We start from the raw sequence: 19,923 nt of genomic DNA on the forward strand, positions 1-19,923 counted from the left end.
GGGGAAGCGGTTCCGGCGCCGCGGTCACTTGTTCTGGACGTTGCCGGCGGGCTGGGACTGCTGCCCGTTCGGCGGCTGCGGCACGGGCTGCGGAACGCCCTGTTGCTGCGGATGCTGCGCGGGACCTTGCTGCGGGGCCGAACCCTGTTGCGGCGCACCGGAGCCGAGGGCGGGCGCGGCGGGTGCACCCGAAGCGACGGCCTGCGGGGCGACCTGCGGCATGCCGACGGTCTGCAGCACCCGCTTGATCACTTCCTCCGGGCTGATCTCGTCGGCGAGTGCGTCGTAGGACAGCACGAGCCGGTGGCGCAACACATCCGGGATCACCTCGACCACGTCCTGCGGCACCACGTAATCGCGGCCGCGGATCAACGCGACGGCACGGGCCGCGGCGATGATGCCGAGGCTGGCGCGCGGCGAGGCGCCGTAGGCGATCCAGCTGGCCACGTCCTGCATGCCGAAGTCGGCGGGCTTGCGGGTCGCCGCGATCACCCGGACCACGTAGTCGACCAACGCGTGGTGCACGAACACATTGGCAGCAACCTGCTGCAGCCGGACAACCTGCTCCGGTTCCAGGATGCGCGTCGCCTCCGGCGGGGTGACACCCATCCGGTAGATGATCTCGCGCTCCTCCTCGACCGAGGGGTAGTCGACGACGACCTTGAACAGGAAGCGGTCGCGCTGCGCCTCGGGCAGCGGGTACACGCCCTCGCTCTCGATCGGGTTCTGGGTCGCCATGACCAGGAACGGATTCGGCATCGGGTAGGTCTTGCCGCCGATCGAGACGTGCCGTTCGGCCATCACCTCGAGCAGCGCCGACTGCACCTTCGCGGGCGCGCGGTTGATCTCGTCGGCGAGCACGAAGTTCGCGACGACCGGGCCGAGCTCGGTGTCGAATTCCTCGCGGCCCTGCCGGTAGATGCGGGTACCGATCAGGTCGGTCGGCACCAGGTCCGGGGTGAACTGCACCCGGGAGAACGAGCCGCCGACCACCTTGGCGAAGGTCTCGACGGCCAGCGTCTTCGCGATACCCGGCACGCCTTCGAGCAGCACGTGGCCGCGCGCCAACACACCGACGAGCAGCCGCTCGACCAGTCTGTCCTGGCCGACGATCACCCGCTTGACCTCGTAGATCGCCTTCTCCAGGGTCTGGACGTCACGCTCCAGGGTGCTCGCCACGGGCGCAGGCGCATCTTTCGCCAAATTCGCCCCGCTCACACCATCTGTCGAAGTCACCAACATCCCCGCTTTCGCCTTGGTCCTGTGCGTGCTGCCACAACTATTCCAGGTAATGGCCGTATGTGCCGCAACCGGACCCGACATGAAGGGAATTCGACGGTTCGGGTGTCCGGTTGGGCAAGTATGTCGGTTCGGCGGGCATCCGTCAGCGTCAGCTGACGATCCGCACCGCGTACGGCATGATGCCGCCTTCACGCACCGCCGACACCCGGACCACCTCACCCGACTGGGGCGCCTCGACCATCTGCCCGCCGCCCAGGTACAGCGCGACGTGCTCACTGCCGTTCGGCCCCCAGAACAGCATGTCGCCGCGGGCCCGCTCGGCCACCGGCACTCGCGTGCCCGCGTTGTATTGGTACCCGCTGTAGTGCGGCAACGAAACCCCGATTCCGGCAAAGGCATAGATCATCAGACCCGAGCAGTCGAAGCCGACCTTGTTGTAGTCGCCGAAGCTGTCGGCGACGCCGCCGTCGCGAATGCCGTAGGTCGGCCCGTTCTCATCCCCGCCACCCCAGGCGTAGATGACGCCCAACTGGGACATGGCACGGTCGACCACCGTCTCGATCGCCGCGGCGCCGCCGATGGACGGCAAGCTCGGCCGCGGCGTGCTCTGCCGCGGCGGCGGCGCGTTCTCCAATTGCGTATGCGGGCGTTTACCTTCGCCGAGTTGCCCGGCGCGTCCCTGCGCGTTCTGATCGGCGGCGGCCCTGGCGGCGGCGGCCGAGGCGGCGGCGCGGGCCGCGGCCTCCTCCGCCTTGCGCTGCTGATCCCAATTCAGGTAGGCCTCGCGCTGGCCCTGTAGTCCCGCCACGTGCTGGCGCGCGAAATCCAAGCGGCCCTGCGCATCCTGGCGCTCGCGGAGCAGGTTGTCGCGCTGCACCGTCTGCTGGTCCAGCGCGGCCTTGGCGGCGGCGACCGCGTGCTCGGCGTCGATCTTCTTCTGCTCGGCGGCCGCGGCGGCCGCGTCGGCGTCCGACTTCGCTTGGCGCGCACTGGAATTCTTGTTGCCCTGGTCGATCTGGGCGCGGCGTAGTCGGTCCAGCACCTGCTGCTGGTTCTTCGACACGAGGGACAGCAACTGGGCCTGGTCGAGGGCGGCGGCCGGGGTGGCGGCGGCGAGGTAGACGACCATCGAATCGGCGGCCGGGCGGGTGTATGCCTGAGCGGCGAACTGATCGAAGTTGCGCCGCGCCGCGCCGACTCGCGTTCCGGCGTCGGCCAATTCGCGCTGGGTTTCGACGACGACCGCCGCGGCCGCGTCCGCGGCGTCACGCGCGTTCTGCAGATCGACGAGTGCCTTGTTCACTTCCTCGCGCTTGCGGGCGACCTCACTGTCGAGTTGCTGCAACTGCTGGTCCACCACCGCGACCTGATTGATCAGCGCGCCGACCTCGGTCACCCCCGCGTCGACTTGCGCTCCGGCGTCGGCGAGTTGGCCGTCGCTCGGATTCGGCGGGGCGGGCGGCACCGCGACGGCGGGTCCGGCGAGCACCAGGACGACCGACACCAGCAACCCCAGGGCGACCCCCATCGGACGCCGAAGGGCGGCCTCGCCGTTGTTGCGCATCGCACCTCCCAAGGACCCGACTCCAGCAACACCCCGTAAGCACCGACCGAACCAGCAAGCACAATGGCCAGCAGATGCCCCTGACAGCACTTCTTCCCCATCAGCAACTACACGACCGTACGACACTTCCGTCACCAAAGGAACTCCAGCAACAGAATGACAGGCAGGTAATTTGCCCGTTGCCGGTAATTAGCCGGATACCGCAAAGGTTTCCAGTCGGTAGAACATACCGACGGTCAGGAAAAGTAGCTGAGTAGAAACCAGCTATGAAGTGGAAGCCCGGTCACCCTCGGTGCCGGAAACCCCCACCGGCGTGGCAGGTTCGGCACGCCGACGCGACTTCACGAAGTACAGCCCGACGACCACGGCAGCCGTACCTGCCAGCAACACACTGGCGATCACCGTCCAGGACACGGCCTCCGGCTGCTCCAGCTTGTCCACGAAAAGCCGTGCCGACTCGGCGGAATGGCCACCCTTGTACTTCGCCTTGTCCTCGGCCCACTCGAGGCGGACCCGGCTGATCGAGTCGCTGTAGGTGCCGACCCAGTCGTCGCTCAACACCACGACCGTGCCGTGCTGGGTCTTGCCGACCTCGGTGGCCAGGTCACGTAAGCTCGAGTCGTGGCCTGGATTGCCGGGAACAACCACGATGCTCAGCGGGATTCCGTGCGCTCTCGCGTCGGCGGCGACTGCCGCCAACTCCGTCTGATCCTTACCACCCACCGTGGCGACGTGATTGTCGGCCAGATCGGCATTGATGGTGGCGACGGTGTCCTCGGTGATGTTCGGCGGCAGTTCGGCGGCCATGGGCGTGAAAACCGAGGTGTGCGAGACGGTCATCTTCCATCCGGTCTGTCGAGCCGCATCGGCATCCGAAGCGACGTGCATCCAACACTGCAGGCGAGCGCGGGGCTCCCCGGGCTGGCTCCGAATGCACAGTACGCGACCGCCAGTCGTAGTACGCGCACACGGCACGCGACGCGCCTTGACGCCGAGCGGCACCCGTCCTCGCACCCAGGGTCCCGGCGAGCCCCACTTGGCTCACAGGACAAGCGTACTGTTAAGGTCGTAGCGCGAGGAACCGGCGCCTTCCGGCGCTGGAGCACCTGCAAAGACACCCGTAGCGACTGCTTGCAGGTCGCTCGAAAAGATCGGTCGCCGGCACAGCCCCGCCGACGGCCAACCCTCACAGACGAGTGGAGCTGACGTGACGACAAGTATCGATACTTTCGGCGCCAAGGGCACCCTCGAGGTCGGAAGCAACTCCTACGAGATCTTCCGCCTCTCCGCCGTGCCCGGCACCGAAAAACTCCCCTACGCACTCAAAGTCCTGGCGGAGAACCTGCTCCGTACCGAGGACGGCGCCAACATCACCGCCGATCACATTCGCGCCATTGCGAATTGGGATCCGTCGGCCCAGCCGAGCATCGAGATCCAGTTCACCCCGGCCCGCGTGATCATGCAGGACTTCACCGGCGTGCCCTGCATCGTCGACCTGGCCACCATGCGCGAGGCCGTCGCCACCCTCGGCGGTGACCCGAACAAGGTCAACCCGCTTGCGCCCGCCGAGATGGTCATCGACCACTCCGTCATCATCGACGTCTTCGGTCGCGCCGACGCCTTCGAGCGCAACGTCGACATCGAATACTCCCGCAACGGCGAGCGCTACCAGTTCCTGCGCTGGGGCCAGGGCGCGTTCGACGACTTCAAGGTCGTCCCCCCTGGCACCGGCATCGTGCACCAGGTCAACATCGAGCACCTCGCCCGCACCGTCATGGTCCGCAACGGCCAGGCCTACCCGGACACCTGCGTCGGCACCGACTCGCACACGACGATGGTCAACGGCCTCGGTGTCTTGGGCTGGGGCGTCGGCGGTATCGAGGCCGAGGCGGCCATGCTCGGCCAGCCCGTCTCGATGCTGATCCCGCGCGTCGTCGGCTTCAAGCTGAGCGGTGAGATCAAGCCCGGCGTCACCGCCACCGACGTGGTGCTCACCGTCACCGACATGCTGCGCAAGCACGGCGTGGTCGGCAAGTTCGTCGAGTTCTACGGTCGGGGCGTCGCCGAGGTTCCGCTGGCGAATCGCGCGACCCTCGGCAACATGAGCCCCGAATTCGGTTCCACCGCCGCGATCTTCCCGATCGACAGCGTCACCATCGACTACCTGCGGATGACCGGACGTAGCGAAGATCAGCTCGCGCTGGTCGAGGCCTACGCCAAGGAACAGGGCATGTGGCACGACGCGGAGCACGAGCCCGCGTACTCGGAGTACCTCGAGCTCGACCTCGGCGACGTGGTGCCGTCCATCGCGGGCCCGAAGCGCCCGCAGGACCGCATCCTGCTGAGCGAGTCGAAGACCGCCTTCCGCAAGGACATTCACAACTACACCAACGACGCGGAGAGCGGCCCCGCCGCCGTCACCCCGCACACGCACCTGGACGAGGCCATCGAGGAGTCCTTCCCGGCCAGCGATCCCGCGGTGCTGTCCTTCGCCGACGACGACGCCGAGTTCATCCCGTCCGCCGCCAACGGTGCGGTCGGCCGCCCGAGCAAGCCGGTCAAGGTCTCCTCGGAGGAGTACGGCGACTTCGTGCTCGATCACGGTGCCGTGGTGGTCGCGTCGATCACCTCCTGCACCAACACCTCCAACCCGTCGGTCATGCTCGGCGCCGCGCTGCTCGCCCGCAACGCGGTCGAGAAGGGCCTGACCTCCAAGCCGTGGGTGAAGACCTCCATGGCGCCGGGTTCGCAGGTCGTCAACGACTACTACAACAAGGCCGGCCTGTGGCCCTACCTGGAGAAGCTGGGCTTCTTCCTGGTCGGCTACGGCTGCGCCACCTGCATCGGCAACACCGGCCCGCTGCCGGACGCCGTGTCGAAGGCGATCAACGACAACGACCTCTCGGTCACCGCGGTGCTCTCCGGCAACCGCAACTTCGAGGGCCGCATCTCCCCCGACGTGAAGATGAACTACCTGGCCTCGCCGCCGCTGGTCATCGCCTACGCGCTCGCCGGAACGATGGACTTCGACTTCGAGACCGACCCGCTTGGTCAGGACGCGGACGGCAACGACGTCTTCCTGAAGGACATCTGGCCCTCCTCGAAGGAAATCCAGGACACCATCAACGCGTCGATCAGCCAGGACATGTTCATCAAGTCCTACGCCGACGTGTTCAAGGGTGACGAGCGCTGGCGCGGACTGCCCACCCCGGAGGGCAAGACCTTCGACTGGGATCCCAAGTCCACCTACGTGCGCAAGCCGCCGTACTTCGACGGCATGCCGCAGACCCCCGCGCCGGTCACCGACATCAAGGGTGCGCGCGTGCTGGCCTACCTGGGCGATTCGGTCACCACCGACCACATCTCCCCGGCAGGCAACATCAAGCCGGGCACCCCGGCCGCGCAGTACCTGGAGTCCAACGGCGTCGAGCGCAAGGACTACAACTCCTACGGCTCGCGTCGCGGTAACCACGAGGTGATGATCCGCGGCACCTTCGCCAACATCCGGCTGCGCAACCAGCTGCTCGACGACGTCTCGGGTGGTTACACCCGCGACTTCACCCAGGACGGTGGCCCGCAGGCGTTCATCTACGACGCCTCGCAGAACTACCAGGCCGCGGGCATCCCGCTGGTCGTGCTCGGTGGCAAGGAGTACGGCTCCGGTTCCTCGCGTGACTGGGCCGCCAAGGGCACCTCGCTGCTCGGCGTGAAGGCCGTCATCACCGAGTCCTTCGAGCGCATCCACCGCTCCAACCTCATCGGCATGGGCGTCATCCCGCTGCAGTTCCCGGCCGGCGAGTCGGCCGCGTCGCTGAAGCTGGACGGCACCGAGACCTTCGACATCGAAGGCATCACCCAGCTGAACGAGGGTGCGACTCCGAAGACCTTGAAGGTCACGGCTACCAAGGAGAACGGTGACAAGATCACCTTCGACGCGGTGGTCCGGATCGACACCCCCGGTGAGGCCGATTACTACCGCAACGGCGGCATCCTGCAGTACGTGCTGCGCAACATGATTCGCGGCTGATCACGCACTCGCCGTACGTCGAGGGTCCGCGCACCGCGTTTTCGCGGTGCGCGGACTTCGCGCACCTCTTGGAGGAGTCCGCCCGCCATGCCCAAAGTCAGTGACGATCACCTCGCCGCCCGGCGCAGTCAGATTCTCGACGGGGCGCGGCGCTGCTTTGCCGAATACGGGTACGAGGGTGCCACCGTACGGCGGCTAGAGGAAGAGATCGGGCTGTCCCGCGGGGCCATCTTCCACCACTTCCGGGACAAGGACGCGCTGTTCCTCGCACTCGCCCAGGAAGACGCAGAACGGATGGCCGACGTGGCGGCCAACCAGGGCATCGTGCAGGTGATGCGCGACATGCTCGCCCACCCCGAACAATTCAACTGGCTCGGCACCCGGCTGGAAATCGCCCGCCGCCTGCGCACCGACCCCGAATTCCGCGCCGGTTGGACCCAACGATCCGCCGAACTCACCGCCGCCACCCTCGCCCGCCTCGAACGCCGCAAGGCCGCGGGCGCCCTGCGCGACGACGTCCCCACCGACGTCCTCCTCGGCTACCTCGACTTGGTCCTCGATGGATTGATCGCCCGCATCGCCTCGGGGCACACCAACGAAAACCTCACGGCAGTGCTGGATCTCGTCGAAGCGTCAGTTCGTCGGCGAGATTAGGCCCGCACCGGGATCCGGCGTTCGGTGTGCGCGGATGCTCCAGCGCCATATACGGACAGCGTGCATTTGGCGCCCCGTTGCGTCATCCAATCCTGAAGCCTGATCGTAGATTTCCACGCCGCAGAGTCATAGGCGTCCAGGCGGAACGGAGGTTTTGGGCCAGACCGCAATTCGAGCGTCGCGACGTCGCCCCTGCGCCACTCCCTACCTTCGACCATCAACAGAACCATATCGATTGTCACCCCGGCGTCGCCTGCATTGGTGACCCGCGCCCGGACCTCGAGTTTCCTGCCGCGCACGGGTTCCGCCACGACGAACGCCGTCAGCTTCGGCACTCCTGTTCGGGGTCCCCCGAACAACATTCTCACGACAGTGGCAGCGAGACTCAGGAAGCCGCTACCCACCCCGTCAGTCATAGGGAAATGGTCCCACGGTGGGGCGACCGACGGCAGTCCCCCAGCGAATCCGCTAGCTGAGCCGCGAATCGAACCGCCGGGACTCGATCGTGTCGCGGCGGTCCGGTTCGCTGTGTCCGGGAGGGACAGCGAGATTCAGGCGCCGGGGCGTTTGCCGTGGTTGGCTTTGTTCTTGCGGCGGGCGCGTTTCTTGTTCGCGCGCTTGGACATTGGTGGGTCTTCTTTCGTTGGTAGGAGTTACGCGGCGTGCGCTGGCTGGCGACTCCAGGCGGCCAGCCGGGCGCGGGCCCGCGAATTACGCACCAGTGCGGCCGACTTGGCCTGCTCGAGCCCTTCGTAGTAACCGCCGTTGACGACCGGTGTCGCCGGATCGCTCAGGATGGCAAGCAGATCGGCGGCCGCATCGCGGGGTGCGCCCACGTGGCTGCGCAGTTGCGGCATGTCGATTTCGAAATCGGCGGGGCTGACGCTGATGGCGGTCAGCCCGGCGGGCCCGCTCTCGGCGAGTGTGCGGGTGAACATCGTCAACGCCAGCTTGGCCTGCGCGTACACCGCCATCGGCGTATAGAGGCCGCGGTTTCGATCCATGTCCGAGTAGTCGATATTGCCGCCGACGTGCAATCGCGAGGACACCGAGACCACCCGTCCCCGCGCGGCCGCGATCGCGGCGGCCAGCGCCATCGTCAGCCGCTGCGGTGCGAGATAGTTGACCTGGAAGGTCAATTCGTAGCCGTCGGCGGTGTTCGACCGGCGCTGCGGACCGGGGATAGCCGCGGCGTTGATCAGCGCGTCGAGCGCGGGCACGGTCGCGGTCAGTGTCGCGGCCAGCTCGTCGACTTCGGACAGCTTGGTGAAATCGGCGTGCATCATGCGCAGGCGGTTCGGGTCCGCACCGTCCCCGATCAGTCGTTCCAGTGCGGCGTCGGCGAGTTCCTTGTCCTGGGCGTGCAGGATCACAGTGACACCGTCGGCGGCCAAGCGCTTCGCCGTCGCGTAACCGAGGCTTTCGTCGACGCCGGTCACCAGAACGATCCGGCCGCCGGACGAGAATTCGGACATAGCTCTCCCATCGAATGAGCGTGCGTCTCGGCTCAGGGTCGCGAAAGACGCACGCGAAGAATGGATCCGCGGTCAGAGGTCGCGGGGTGATGAACCCGCGCGGCACGGCACGGGCCGTGCACGCGGGTGAAGGTTCCGCGCAAGAACGTGCGCGACATGATGCCGTGCAGCACAAATCGGCTGCGCGCCTAGTGGATCAGACCGGACTCGGCGGCTCGTCCTCGCTCCCGAAGCCGACACGCTCCAGGGCGGAGGGAAGTTCTGCATCGAGGCACACGGCAACACCGAGCAGTCCGCGCAGCGCGCGACGAAGGCCGGAAGTTGCGGTCATACCGTGATCCAAACCGGTCACCGTGATCAGGGGCAAGTAATCCGCACCCGATTTGACGGTTCCTTAGCGCGAGCACATCCCCCGCGGCAGCTGCGCTCACCTACCGTGCGAACAGCAGTGCGGCAGCATCCCACCACTCGGCAGAACCGCACCGTCGTCTTCCGCGGCCGCCACCTCGACCTCGCGTAAGATACGTGCCCGGTCCTGATCGGACAGATACCGCCCACGCGATACCACGGCATGGATTCGGCGCGTATTACCGATATCGGCCAACGGATCACGGTCCAGGACAACCAGATCCGCGTACTTGCCGACCCCGATGGTGCCGGACACATGCTCCAGACCCACACACCGCGCGGCGTTGACCGTCGCGGCCTGCAAGGCTTGCATCGGCGAAAGGCCGGCCAGCACAAGCCAAGCCAGCTCTTCATGCAACGAGGCACCGGGAAACACGAAGGGATTGCCCGCGTCGGTACCCGCCACGATGCCAACACCCGCCGCGTTCATCGCGGCGATCAGTCGCAGCCGCGCCTGAAAGTTCTGCTGTGCCATGGCGATCTCGGCATCGGAGGGCTGCCCCTCACCCGTTCCGCGTGCAGTCCAGAACTGCTGGATGAAACCCGGCATGTAGCGCAGCATCTCCGATGCGTCCGGCCCCTGGGTGGGTGCGCCCGTGAGGTATCGCTGCTCCACCGTGATGGTCGGTGACTGCCAGGTGCCTTGCTGGATCATCCGATCGAACAGGGCCGCAGCGCGTTCCGGACTGTACGTCTCCCCCGCTTCCCGTTCCATCGAGCCACGGCGCGCCATCTCCACCTTCGGATCCGACCAGTTAGCCTCGATTTCGGCGTAGAACTCCGATGTTCGGGTAGACGTGGACAGCTGCATGCCGTACATGTGCTCGATCGTGTGCTGCCCGAGCTCGACCGCCTCGGCCACCGGAATGCGGTGCGGCACGTGACCGGCGAAGGGCAGGCCCACCTTTCGCGACTCGTCCGCGATGGCGGTCAAGGTTTCACGGGACAACAGCGAGTAGACCTTGACGAAGTCGGCCTGACTCTCCTTGGTCCGCCGCACCGCGGCCCGCGCTTCGGCCTCGGTGGCGACCACCTCCGAGCCGGGCCAGATGCCGGGTGGGCCGTCGATGATGTTGCCCGCGAACACCATCCGAGGGCCGAGCAGCTGCCCCTCGTCGATTCGCCGACGCAGATCCCGGGTGTGCGGGAAGCCCCACATCTCCCGGATCCCGGTCACTCCGTGAACCACGTGCAACGGCAGAAAGGTTCGTTCGGCGTCCGCGATGTGCGTGTGCATGTCCCACAGTCCGGGGATGACGAATTTGCCCGCCAGATCCAGCATTCGCACCTCTGGCGGCAGCGGGATCTCGGGGAATCGTCCGACCGCCACGATCCGGTCACCGACGAGCACGACCGTAGTGTCGGGCATCGGGGGCGCTCCGGTTCCATCGATCACCGTCGCCCCGGCCAGCACCGTCACCGGCGCGGACGGTCCTGGATCGGCACCCGCCGCACGGCCGGCCAGGCTCGAAAGAACGCCGCCCGCTATCGCGCCGACGGCTCCTTTGGCCATCCAGGCCAGGAATTCACTGCGGTCGATCTCGCGCACGCCCACCTCCCCGTTGCTCGACCGCAGTCTACGATGAAAGGTAACCGACTGGGCCGCAATGACTTCGGCACCAGGTCAGGCGTCTTCCTCGAGACTGCCGAGCAGCGCCCGGACGATGCGGTCGAGTTCGCGGCGGTCCTTCGCGGAAAGCACCGACAGCATGCGGGTTTCGTTCTCGGTGTGCGCGGTGACGACCTTGTCGATGAGTGTGCGGCCGTCGTCGGTCAGCGCGACGCGCACGGCACGGCGGTCGTCCGGATCGGCGATCCGCCGGACCAGTCCGGCCGATTCGAGCCGGTCGAGCCGCCCCGTCATGCCCGCACGGGACAGCATCAGCGTGTCGGCGAGGACAGACGGGTTGAGTTCCCACGGGTCGCCCGAACGACGCAGCGCCGCAAGCACATCGAACTCGCCGCGGTGTAAGCCGTGCGCGGTGAAGACCGCCTCGATCACCCGCTGGGCCACGATGAGCAGGCGGCCGAGGCGGCCGAGGATCGCCATCGCGTCCAGCTCGAGATCCGGGCGTTCGCGCCGCCACTGGTCCACGATCGCGTCGACGTGATCCGGTTTGTGCTCTGCCATGGACAGAATTCTATTCGCTGATATATAGTTCGGTAGCGAATTATCAATCACCGAATCAGTTGGAGCCACCATGATCACCACCCCGCGCATGGACGTCGCGATCCGGCAGCCGCAGGACGCCGAGACGCTGCGGACCGACAAAGTCACCGTGCGGCTGCTGCTCGACGCCGAGGAGGCTGGCGGAGCGCTGAGCACGCTCGAGGTCACCATGGCTCAGGGGGCCGATGGCGCGGCACCGCACTACCACACCACCTCGGACGAGTTGTTCTACGTTGCCGACGGCGAATTGCAACTGCTGGCCGGCGACCGGATCGTCACGGTCGGCGCGGGCGGCTCGATTGTCGTGCCGAAGTTCATGCCGCACGCCTTCGGCGCCACCCCCGACAGCGGCGCGCGCATCATGATCGCCCTCATGCCCGGCACGGAGCGCTTCGAGTACTTCCGCCTACTGGACCGGATCGCCAAGGGTGAATCGACCATGGCCGACCTCGCGGCGGCGCAGGAGGAATTCGACAACCACTTCGTGGACGCGCCGCGCTGGTGGACCGAGCGCAACGCGAACCGTCGCTGAATCTCGTGCACAATTCGGCTGTGACCAACCCATCGATTCAGGTCGGGAACAATTCCGCCCTCGAAGGAGGTTCGCCGGAGATGACCTTTTCCGTCCCCGTTGTCGTCCGCGGTTACGAGCTCGATACGCAAGGGCACCTGAATCAGGCGGTCTACCTGCAATACGCCGAACACGCCCGATGGGAACTGCTCCGCGCGGCCGGGCTGCCCCAGGACAAGCTGATCGCCAGCGGAGTCGGGCCGGTAGTACTGGAGACCACCATCAAATATCTCCGCGAACTGCGCAGCGGCGACGAGGTCACCGTCTCGGTCGAGTTCGCCTGGCAGACCGGCAAGACCTTCCGCTTCCGGCACGAGATCCGCAAACTCGACGGCACCGTCGCAGCCGAGATATCGGTACTCACCGGCCTGCTCGATCTCAGCGCCCGCAAGCTCGTCGCCGCGCCGGGTGAGCGCATGGCGGCCTTGGCCGAGCGGCCCGACCTGCTCGGTCTTTGAAGCGGTACGTACGGATGCACAGCCGCCAATCCCGGGCTATACCTCCCAGATCCTTGCCATTTGGAAGTAGCTAAGTGATTGCGCCGGAACTATCCCTGGTCCACCGAAAAACTTTCGGCGCTAGCGCATCCGGCACCGAAATCCGGTTTGCCACCGGCCGTGAAATCTCTCGATCCGAACCGATCCGCTCACTCTGCGCGATATGATCCAACTCACGCTCGGGGGTCGTGGCAAATCGCGAGCAGATCGGAAGCAGCAGATCGGAGAACAGCAATGACCGACGCACTCCGCCTCCCCGGAACCGCGCCGAAGGGCAACCGCGTCCCGCCGCTGCAGGGTTTGCTGGTAGCGGAGTCGGAACGAGATATCACCGTGCGGGTCGCCGAGGGAACGTGGACTTTCCGTCGGTCCGATGTCCTGCGTGTGCTCGATTCGGCGCTGCCCGACGGCCTCGCACCGGATCGCGGCCGCCCCGTGCTGGTGGACATCCGCGCGGGCGCCACCGCTGACTTCACCCGCCGCCTGCGCATCGATCTCGTCGACCGGCCGATGACGATCCCGGAGGCCCCGTCGGCGGCGCTCGGCGACGAGCAGCTGCGGCGACTCACCGAAACCTGGGCCGACCGGCTGCAACTCGTCGACCTGACCGGCTCCAACGGCGCCACCTTCACCTACTGCCAGACCAAGTCGTTCGCGACCAGCGATGACGGCATCAACTGCGACAGTCTCGACTGAGCGGCCCACGCATGGCGGCACGTCGGCCAGGTTCGGTCCTCATCGTGTCGGAAGCCGACGATCTGCACGGCACCGCCATGGCGGCGACGCTGCGAGAACACCACGGGCTCAGCGCGATTCACCTCGACCTACGCGACTTCCCGCGTGAGTCGGGCAGTTTCCGGCTGGACCGGCTCGGCACCGCGCGCTCGCTCTCGCACCTGATCGGACTCGACGATGTGCGCTCGGTCTGGTGGCGCCGCCCGCATCCCTGCCAGGTGCCCGCCGGGGTCCGCGCCACCGACGACGACTTCCGCCAGGCCGAATGCGACGGGTTCATCCAGGGCCTGCTGTGGTCCATCCCGGCCAACTGGGTAAACGACCCAGGCGCCGACCGCACCGCGGGCCGCAAGATCGTGCAGCTGGAGACCGCGCTGCGAGCCGGGTTCGCGGTACCGGAAACGCTGATCACCAACGATCCGGACGAGGCCCGCAGCTTCGTCGAATCACGGCCGGGCCCAGTCGTTTACAAGCGCACCGGGACCAGCCGCGCCGAATTCGCCGAGACCAGGATCATCACCGAGGCCGACTACGGCAGGCTGGCGGGCATCCGCTCCGCGCCGACCACCTTCCAGGACTATGTCGACGCCGAATGCGATCTGCGGGTCGTCTGGGTGGACGGCGTCGAATGGTCGGTGCGCATCGACTCGCAGGCCGGTGCCGGCCGTGTCGATTCCCGCCTGGACACTTCGGTCGACTTCGTGCCCGAACATCTGCCCGCCTCGGTGAGCAAGTCGCTGGCCACGTTGATGGGTGCGCTCGGGTTGTCCTTCGGTGTCTTGGACATTCGGCTCGGCCTCGACGGCGAGTACTACTTCCTCGAGGTCAACCCGCAGGGGCAATTCGCGTACCTGGAGATCAAGACGGGCCTGCCCATCTTCCGCAGCCTCGCCAACCTCCTCGTCGACGGCGACGGCGCCGTCGAGGGCTACTGACGGCGATAGGTCTGCAGCACGACACCCGATGTGCGGAACGGAACCACCTCGACCAGCCGCAGCGGCTGCGGCGGCACCGCATCGAAGAGCCGCTGCCCGGCACCGAGCAATACCGGAAAGACCAGCAGCCGAAGCTCATCCACCGCGCCGAGACGGAGGAACTCCTGCGCGGTGCGCGCACCGGCGAAGATCACGACCGGCTTGCCCGGCTCGTTCTTCAGCTCGGCGACCTCCGCGGCGAGGTCCGCGCCGATGCGGCGCGCGGGCTGCCACGGCAGATCCAGATCCGGCCGGGTGGACACCACGATCTTCGGCAGCGCGTTGACCAGCGGAGCCAGCATCGCATCGCCTGGCGTCGCCGGATCCTGTTGCGCGCCCGGCCAATACTGGGCGAGCAGCTCGTAGGAGGCGCGTCCGAACAGCTGGGCGTCCACCGCGCCGAGCAGCTCGGCCAGATAAGCGTCCAGTTCGGGGTCGTCGACCTCGATCCAGTCCAGCGCTCCGTCCGGGCCTGCGGCGTAGCCGTCCAGCGTGACCATCATTTGCAGCAGCATTGTCCGCACTCGAGGCTCCTTCCGAGAGTCGTGCCTCGATAGTGCAGACGGCGCAGGTCAGCCGAACTCATCGGTTCCGGCGAAAAACATACCGCCGAAACCGATTTCGGTCCCTGGGCCGCTACTGGCTCTTACGGCGGTTGGCACCGCCGCGGCTGCGGAGTTGCACATGCGACTCCACCAGCACGTTGTGGATGAAGCCGTAGGAGCGACCGGTCGCTCGCGCGAGGGAGCGGATGCTCGCACCTGCCTCGTACTGCTTCTTCAGCTGGGTCTGTAGGCGGTCCCGGGACTTCCCCGTGACGCGTGTTCCCTTACCCAGGGTGGCTTTGACTTGCGTGGGCCTGTCGCTCATGGCTTCCTCCGAGTCGCCGAGCAGCTCTTTCCAGGCTAAGCACTCGAGGGTCCGTGATCAACGGATTCTTGTGATGAAACTCACGCAAGCTGAATAAGTTCCAAATAATCGGCGGACCAATGGTCTTCCGTACCGTCCGGTAGCAAGATCACGCGCTCCGGCGACAGCGCCTCCGCGGCCCCCGGATCGTGCGTGACCAGCACGACCGCGCCCGCGTAGGTGCGCAGCGCGTCCAGCACCTGCTCCCGCGAGACCGGATCCAGGTTGTTGGTCGGTTCGTCGAGCAGCAGCACATTGGCGGCCGAGGAAACCAGCCCGGCGAGCGCGAGGCGGGTCTTCTCACCACCGGACAGCGTGCCGGCGGGCTGATCGAGCTGCGGGCCGGTGAACATGAACGCGCCGAGCAGGCTGCGCAGATTCTGCTCCCCCGCGTCCGGGGCCGCGTGTCGGATGTTCTCCCACACGCTGGCCTGGTCGTCGAGGGTGTCGTGCTCCTGCGCGAAATAGCCGACCTTCAAACCGTGGCCGGGCACCAGGTTGCCCGCGGTCGGTTGTTCCACCCCGGCGAGCATCCGGAGCAGGGTGGTCTTGCCCGCGCCGTTGAGGCCGAGCACCACGACCCGGCTGCCGCGGTCGATCGCGAGGTCGACGCCGGTGAAGATCTCCAGCGAGCCGTAGACCTTGGTCAGGTTCTCCGCCATCAGCGGCGTCTTGCCGCACGGAGCGGGCTCGGGGAACCTGATCCTGGCCGCCTTGTCGGCGACGCGCACGTCATCGAGCTCGGCCATCAGCCGGTCGGCGCGCTTGGCCATGTTCTGTGCCGCAACGGCTTTCGTGGCCTTGGCGCCGAGCTTGGCGGCCTGGACGCGTAGCGCGCTCGCCTTCTTCTCGGCATTGGCGCGTTCGCGACGGCGGCGCTGTTCGTCGGTGGCGCGGGCGTCCAGGTACTTCTGCCAGCCCATGTTGTAGACGTCGGCCTCGCCGCGCACCGCGTCCAGGAACCACACCTTGTTCACCACGTCGCCGAGCAGTTCCACATCGTGGCTGATCACGATGAGGCCGCCGTCGTGGTTCTGCAGGAAACCGCGCAGCCAGGTGATGGAGTCGGCGTCGAGGTGGTTGGTCGGCTCGTCGAGCAGCAGGACGGTGTCGGAGCGCCCGCCGCTGCCGTCGGAGGCGGCGAACAGGATGCGCGCCAACTCGATTCGGCGGCGCTGGCCACCGGAGAGGGTGCGCAGCGGCTGGGCGAGCACCCGATCGGGCAGGCCGAGGCTGTGGCAGATGCGGGCGGCGTCGCTCTCGGCGACATAGCCGCCGAGCGCGGAGAACCGCTCCTCGAGGCGACCGTACTTGCGCACCGCCTTGTCACGTTCGGCCTCGTCGGCCACCTCGGCCATCAGCGCCTGTTGCTTCTCCATGTCCCGGATCAGCGTGTCCAGGCCGCGCGCGGAAAGCACCCGGTCGCGGGCGAGCACATCGAGGTTGCCCTCCCGCGGATCCTGCGGCAGGTAGCCGATATCGCTGGAACGCAGAATCTTTCCGGCATACGGCTCGCCCTCGCCCGCCAGAATGCGCAGCGTGGTGGTCTTACCGGCACCGTTGCGTCCGACCAGTCCGATCCGGTCGCCGGACTGCACCCGCAGGGCCGGTCCGGGGGCCGACAGCAGGGTGCGGACTCCGGCCCGGACCTCCAGGTCGGTCGCGGTGATCACAGATTTCTCCTCGCGGATCAGTGGTACTGGGCGGTCGCTGCTCGATTGTGCGACGCGATACGCACAAGAACCACCGATTTTACCTGGGTTCGGCCACCGCTTTTACACCCAGCGATCTGTATGTGACGGCACTAACTGAACGGCGGGTAACCTGCCGTTACATGAGCAACGATCTTTTGGGCAAGAGCGCTCTGGTCACGGGGGCCAGCCGGGGCATCGGCAAGGCGGTGGCGGCGGAGCTGCTCGGCCGCGGCGCGAACGTGCTGATCGTCGCGCGCAAGAAGGACCCGCTGGACGAGACCGCCGCGGAGCTGCGCGCTCTCGGTCATCAGGGCGAGGTCGTCGCGCTGGCGGGAAACGCGGGAAACGCCGACGATCGAGCGGCGGCGATCGAGCGGATGATGGCCGAATTCGGTTCGGTGGACGTGCTGATCAACAACACCGGCATCAACCCCGTATTCGGCTCGCTGATGGACGCCGACTTGGACGCGGTGCGCAAGATCTTCGACGTGAACGTGGTCGCGGCGCTCGGTTTCATCCAGGAGGCGTTCAAGGCGTGGATGGGTGAGCACGGTGGCGCGGTGGTCAATGTCGCCAGCGTCGCGGGTATCCGCTCGTCCGGCGTAATCGCCGCGTACGGGGCGTCGAAGGCCGCGCTGATCCGGTTGACCGACGAATTGGCGTGGCAACTCGGCCCGAAGATCCGGGTGAACGCGGTCGCGCCGGGCGTGATCAAGACGAAGTTCGCCGACGCGCTGTACTCCGCCGACGAGGAGCGGGCGGCGAGCGTGTATCCGATGAAGCGACTCGGCTCGCCGGAGGATGTGGCGCGGCTGATCGGGTTCCTGGTCTCGGACGAGGCGGCCTGGATCACCGGTGAGACCGTGCGGGTGGACGGCGGCTTGCTGTCCACGGGTGGTCTCTGAGACTGCCGAAACGACCATGGCCGTCCGGGATTCGCCAGGCGGCGGGAGCGCTGACGTCATTGTCTGCGGCCTCGGCCCGGCGGGCAGGGCGCTGGCGCATCGCTGCCTCGCACGGGGACTATCCGTAACTGCCGTCGATCCGGTACCGGATCGGTTGTGGTCGGCAACCTATGCGGCGTGGGGCGACGAGTTGCCCGGATGGCTGGACCCTGCGGCGATAGCGGCCACGGTCGAACAGCCAATGGCCTGGGGAACGCGCGCTCATCGGATCGACCGGCGGTACGTCGTATTCGATACGGCGCGCCTGCAGACGTCGCTGAAGCTGGCCGGTGCCGAGGTGATCGCCGATCGCGCGGTGCAGCTCACGCCCGAGACGGTGACGCTGGCCTCTGGTCGGACGCTGACGGCCCAACGGGTCATCGACGCACGAGGCATCGCCCGGTCCCCCGCACTGGCCGAGCAGACGGCCTACGGGCTCGTCCTCGATGAGCGGCAGTGCGCCGGGATCGAGCCGCTGTTCATGGACTGGCGGACGGACAACGGCGCACCCGCCGACGCGCCGCGCTCGTTTCTTTACGCAGTGCCGCTCGGCGGCGGGGCGATGCTGCTGGAGGAAACCTGCCTGGTGGGGCGACCCGCGCTCGACGGCACGGCGTTGCGTGACCGGCTGCATCACCGATTGCGGTCCCGCGGAATCGAATTCACCGGTGACGAACGGATCGAGCGGGTGCGTTTTCCGGTCGAGGGTGGCCGACCGGGGCGACACACATTCGGCGCGGCAGGTGGGTTCGCTCATCCGGCCACCGGTTACAGCGTGGCCGCCTCCCTTGCCGCCGCCGACATGGTCGCCGCGGGAACACCGGCGTGGCCGATATCGGCGCGTGCCGTGTACCGCCTCCGCGCGGCGGGCTTGCGTGCGTTGCTCGCGCTCCCGCCCGCCGATGTCCCCGTCTTCTTCGACGCATTTTTCGCCCTGCCCGCTGATTCGCAACGCGCCTATCTTTCGGGGCGGACCGACCTGAGCGGCACCGTGACCGCGATGCGGCGGCTTTTCACCACACTCCCGCCCCCACTGCGTCGGCGCGTCGCGGCCGCGACACTCTGGATTCCGATTCGCTCGCGTATTCGAATGCCTTCCGCCATCATGGAGGTATGAGGTCGATCTGGAAGGGCTCGATCGCATTCGGGCTGGTTAACGTCCCGGTCAAGGTTTACACCGCGACCGAGGACCACGACATCCGATTCCATCAGGTGCACGCCAAGGATGGAGGTCGGATCAAATACGACCGTGTCTGCACGGTGTGCGGTAAGTCCGTGCAATACGCCGACATCGACAAGGCGTACGAATCACCCGACGGCGACAAGGTCATTCTGACCGACGAGGACTTCGCCAAACTGCCCGCCGCCGAGAAGCACGAAATCCCGGTGCTGCAGTTCGTCCCGTCCGAGCAGATCGACCCGATCCTGTTCGACAAGAGCTACTACCTCGAGCCCGATTCCAGCACACCCAAGGCGTACGTGCTGCTCGCGACGACGCTGGAGCGCATCGATCGCACCGCGCTCGTGCACTTCACGCTGCGGCAGAAGACCAGGCTGGCGGCGCTGCGGGTGCGCGACGGGATGCTGGTGCTGCAAACGCTGCTGTGGCCGGACGAGGTGCGCGAGGTCGACTTCGAATCCCTCGACGGGGTCGCCGAGCCGCGCCCGCAGGAAGTCAAGATGGCCGAGACGCTGGTCGAGACCATGTCGGATGATTTCGACCCGGACCAGTTCACCGACGAGTACCAGATCGAACTCAAGCGCCTGCTCGACGAGGCGATCGCCAGTGGCACCGGCAAAGTGCCCGAACAGCCGGAGGCCGCGCCCGCCGAGATGGATGCGGAGGTGGTCGACCTGGTCGCCGCGCTGCAACGCAGCTTGGAAGCCAGCGGTCGCCGCGCCTCGGGCGGCGGCGACGACAACGGCAAGTCCGCACCGGCGAAGAAGACGGCGAAAAAGGCCCCCGCCAAGAAGACCGCCGCCAAGGCCGCCGCAAAACCGGCGAAAAAGGCGGCCAAGAAGACGGCGGCGCGCAAGGGCGCGTGAGGGCGGGAACGTT

General features: G+C 67.0%; 20 protein-coding genes. 9 read left to right on the forward strand and 11 right to left on the reverse strand.

Translation table 11 applies throughout. From position 1 onward, the window contains the following. Positions 1 to 24: 24 nt before the first annotated feature. From KV110_RS26840 to KV110_RS26850, 3 genes are all read right to left on the reverse strand, one after another. Positions 25 to 1,242, reverse strand: a complete 1,218-nt coding sequence (locus KV110_RS26840) for an AAA family ATPase (protein WP_218470028.1) — start codon at positions 1,240 to 1,242, stop codon at positions 25 to 27. A gap of 148 nt (positions 1,243 to 1,390) precedes the next feature. After that, the gene (locus tag KV110_RS26845; RefSeq protein ID WP_218470029.1) at positions 1,391 to 2,806 is read right to left on the reverse strand and encodes an NlpC/P60 family protein; all 1,416 of its coding nucleotides are present in this window, start codon (positions 2,804 to 2,806) and stop codon (positions 1,391 to 1,393) included. A gap of 264 nt (positions 2,807 to 3,070) precedes the next feature. Then, on the reverse strand, positions 3,071 to 3,646 hold the full coding sequence (locus KV110_RS26850; RefSeq protein WP_218470030.1) for an Rv1476 family membrane protein: 576 nt from the start codon (positions 3,644 to 3,646) through the stop codon (positions 3,071 to 3,073). Between the two features lie 367 nt (positions 3,647 to 4,013). Here KV110_RS26850 and KV110_RS26855 point away from each other — a divergent pair, with 367 nt between their 5' ends. Next, entirely contained in the window at positions 4,014 to 6,833 is a 2,820-nt protein-coding gene (locus KV110_RS26855) for an aconitate hydratase (protein ID WP_218470031.1), read from the forward strand. A gap of 87 nt (positions 6,834 to 6,920) precedes the next feature. Further along, positions 6,921 to 7,487: a TetR/AcrR family transcriptional regulator gene (locus tag KV110_RS26860; protein WP_218470032.1), complete on the forward strand. Its 567-nt coding sequence runs from the start codon at positions 6,921 to 6,923 to the stop codon at positions 7,485 to 7,487. A gap of 551 nt (positions 7,488 to 8,038) precedes the next feature. On the opposite strand, the gene KV110_RS42115 is transcribed toward KV110_RS26860, so the two are convergent. The 5 genes from KV110_RS42115 to KV110_RS26875 form a co-directional block, all read right to left on the reverse strand. Next, a complete protein-coding gene (locus tag KV110_RS42115; protein ID WP_375914870.1) occupies positions 8,039 to 8,113 on the reverse strand; it encodes a 50S ribosomal protein bL37 in 75 nt (24 codons plus the stop codon). Between the two features lie 27 nt (positions 8,114 to 8,140). Further along, positions 8,141 to 8,962 carry an SDR family NAD(P)-dependent oxidoreductase gene (locus KV110_RS26865; protein WP_218470033.1) on the reverse strand — a complete coding sequence of 274 codons (822 nt, stop codon included), beginning with the start codon at positions 8,960 to 8,962 and terminating at the stop codon, positions 8,141 to 8,143. 196 nt (positions 8,963 to 9,158) lie between these two features. Then, complete coding sequence (locus KV110_RS41870; RefSeq protein ID WP_281427686.1) at positions 9,159 to 9,293, reverse strand: hypothetical protein; 135 nt, start codon at positions 9,291 to 9,293, stop codon at positions 9,159 to 9,161. 96 nt (positions 9,294 to 9,389) lie between these two features. Beyond that, the gene (locus KV110_RS26870) at positions 9,390 to 10,919 is read right to left on the reverse strand and encodes an amidohydrolase family protein (RefSeq protein ID WP_218470034.1); all 1,530 of its coding nucleotides are present in this window, start codon (positions 10,917 to 10,919) and stop codon (positions 9,390 to 9,392) included. Positions 10,920 to 10,994: 75 nt separating this feature from the next. Continuing rightward, complete coding sequence (locus KV110_RS26875; RefSeq protein WP_218470035.1) at positions 10,995 to 11,501, reverse strand: MarR family winged helix-turn-helix transcriptional regulator; 507 nt, start codon at positions 11,499 to 11,501, stop codon at positions 10,995 to 10,997. 157 nt (positions 11,502 to 11,658) lie between these two features. On the opposite strand from KV110_RS26875, the gene KV110_RS26880 reads away from it, so the two are divergent. The 4 genes from KV110_RS26880 to KV110_RS26895 all read left to right on the forward strand — a co-directional run bounded on the left by KV110_RS26880 (position 11,659) and on the right by KV110_RS26895 (position 14,278). Next, a complete protein-coding gene (locus KV110_RS26880) occupies positions 11,659 to 12,072 on the forward strand; it encodes a cupin domain-containing protein (RefSeq protein WP_246634779.1) in 414 nt (137 codons plus the stop codon). Between the two features lie 20 nt (positions 12,073 to 12,092). After that, positions 12,093 to 12,569: an acyl-CoA thioesterase gene (locus KV110_RS26885; RefSeq protein WP_246634000.1), complete on the forward strand. Its 477-nt coding sequence runs from the start codon at positions 12,093 to 12,095 to the stop codon at positions 12,567 to 12,569. A 273-nt stretch (positions 12,570 to 12,842) separates the two neighbouring features. Continuing rightward, positions 12,843 to 13,304 carry a hypothetical protein gene (locus tag KV110_RS26890; protein WP_218470037.1) on the forward strand — a complete coding sequence of 154 codons (462 nt, stop codon included), beginning with the start codon at positions 12,843 to 12,845 and terminating at the stop codon, positions 13,302 to 13,304. Between the two features lie 44 nt (positions 13,305 to 13,348). Beyond that, complete coding sequence (locus KV110_RS26895; RefSeq protein ID WP_246634001.1) at positions 13,349 to 14,278, forward strand: MvdC/MvdD family ATP grasp protein; 930 nt, start codon at positions 13,349 to 13,351, stop codon at positions 14,276 to 14,278. Here the strand turns inward: KV110_RS26895 and KV110_RS26900 are convergent. The 3 genes from KV110_RS26900 to KV110_RS26910 form a co-directional block, all read right to left on the reverse strand. Further along, positions 14,272 to 14,832: a dihydrofolate reductase family protein gene (locus KV110_RS26900; protein ID WP_246634780.1), complete on the reverse strand. Its 561-nt coding sequence runs from the start codon at positions 14,830 to 14,832 to the stop codon at positions 14,272 to 14,274. The genes KV110_RS26895 and KV110_RS26900 overlap by 7 nt on opposite strands. Positions 14,833 to 14,953: 121 nt before the next feature. Beyond that, entirely contained in the window at positions 14,954 to 15,187 is a 234-nt protein-coding gene (locus KV110_RS26905; RefSeq protein WP_040736162.1) for a helix-turn-helix domain-containing protein, read from the reverse strand. A gap of 80 nt (positions 15,188 to 15,267) precedes the next feature. Beyond that, a complete protein-coding gene (locus KV110_RS26910; protein WP_218470040.1) occupies positions 15,268 to 16,899 on the reverse strand; it encodes an ABC-F family ATP-binding cassette domain-containing protein in 1,632 nt (543 codons plus the stop codon). A gap of 161 nt (positions 16,900 to 17,060) precedes the next feature. On the opposite strand from KV110_RS26910, the gene KV110_RS26915 reads away from it, so the two are divergent. Genes KV110_RS26915 through ku form a run of 3 tightly spaced genes read left to right on the forward strand, consistent with a single transcriptional unit; the run spans position 17,061 to position 19,910 of the window. Continuing rightward, on the forward strand, positions 17,061 to 17,825 hold the full coding sequence (locus KV110_RS26915; RefSeq protein WP_218470041.1) for an SDR family oxidoreductase: 765 nt from the start codon (positions 17,061 to 17,063) through the stop codon (positions 17,823 to 17,825). Positions 17,826 to 17,841: 16 nt separating this feature from the next. After that, positions 17,842 to 18,981 (forward strand): lycopene cyclase family protein, encoded by a 1,140-nt coding sequence (locus tag KV110_RS26920; protein ID WP_218478932.1) that lies wholly within the window; start codon positions 17,842 to 17,844, stop codon positions 18,979 to 18,981. Beyond that, positions 18,978 to 19,910 (forward strand): non-homologous end joining protein Ku, encoded by a 933-nt coding sequence (gene ku, locus KV110_RS26925; protein ID WP_218470042.1) that lies wholly within the window; start codon positions 18,978 to 18,980, stop codon positions 19,908 to 19,910. The genes KV110_RS26920 and ku overlap by 4 nt, the downstream gene beginning before the upstream one ends. Positions 19,911 to 19,923: the final 13 nt, after the last annotated feature.

This window comes from Nocardia iowensis (assembly GCF_019222765.1).
Lineage (GTDB): Bacteria > Actinomycetota > Actinomycetes > Mycobacteriales > Mycobacteriaceae > Nocardia > Nocardia iowensis.

Excerpts from the sequence above, each read along its gene's own strand:
- KV110_RS26890 (WP_218470037.1), top strand. The coding sequence starts at position 12,843 with ATGACCGACGCACTCCGCCTCCCCGGAACCGCGCCGAAGGGCAACCGC.
- KV110_RS26905 (WP_040736162.1), bottom strand. The coding sequence starts at position 15,187 with ATGAGCGACAGGCCCACGCAAGTCAAAGCCACCCTGGGTAAGGGAACA.
- KV110_RS26900 (WP_246634780.1), bottom strand. The coding sequence starts at position 14,832 with ATGCTGCTGCAAATGATGGTCACGCTGGACGGCTACGCCGCAGGCCCG.
- KV110_RS26845 (WP_218470029.1), bottom strand. The coding sequence starts at position 2,806 with ATGCGCAACAACGGCGAGGCCGCCCTTCGGCGTCCGATGGGGGTCGCC.
- KV110_RS26915 (WP_218470041.1), top strand. The coding sequence starts at position 17,061 with ATGAGCAACGATCTTTTGGGCAAGAGCGCTCTGGTCACGGGGGCCAGC.
- KV110_RS26860 (WP_218470032.1), top strand. The coding sequence starts at position 6,921 with ATGCCCAAAGTCAGTGACGATCACCTCGCCGCCCGGCGCAGTCAGATT.
- KV110_RS26840 (WP_218470028.1), bottom strand. The coding sequence starts at position 1,242 with ATGTTGGTGACTTCGACAGATGGTGTGAGCGGGGCGAATTTGGCGAAA.
- KV110_RS26865 (WP_218470033.1), bottom strand. The coding sequence starts at position 8,962 with ATGTCCGAATTCTCGTCCGGCGGCCGGATCGTTCTGGTGACCGGCGTC.
- ku (WP_218470042.1), top strand. The coding sequence starts at position 18,978 with ATGAGGTCGATCTGGAAGGGCTCGATCGCATTCGGGCTGGTTAACGTC.
- KV110_RS26875 (WP_218470035.1), bottom strand. The coding sequence starts at position 11,501 with ATGGCAGAGCACAAACCGGATCACGTCGACGCGATCGTGGACCAGTGG.
- KV110_RS26850 (WP_218470030.1), bottom strand. The coding sequence starts at position 3,646 with ATGACCGTCTCGCACACCTCGGTTTTCACGCCCATGGCCGCCGAACTG.
- KV110_RS41870 (WP_281427686.1), bottom strand. The coding sequence starts at position 9,293 with ATGACCGCAACTTCCGGCCTTCGTCGCGCGCTGCGCGGACTGCTCGGT.
- KV110_RS26920 (WP_218478932.1), top strand. The coding sequence starts at position 17,842 with ATGGCCGTCCGGGATTCGCCAGGCGGCGGGAGCGCTGACGTCATTGTC.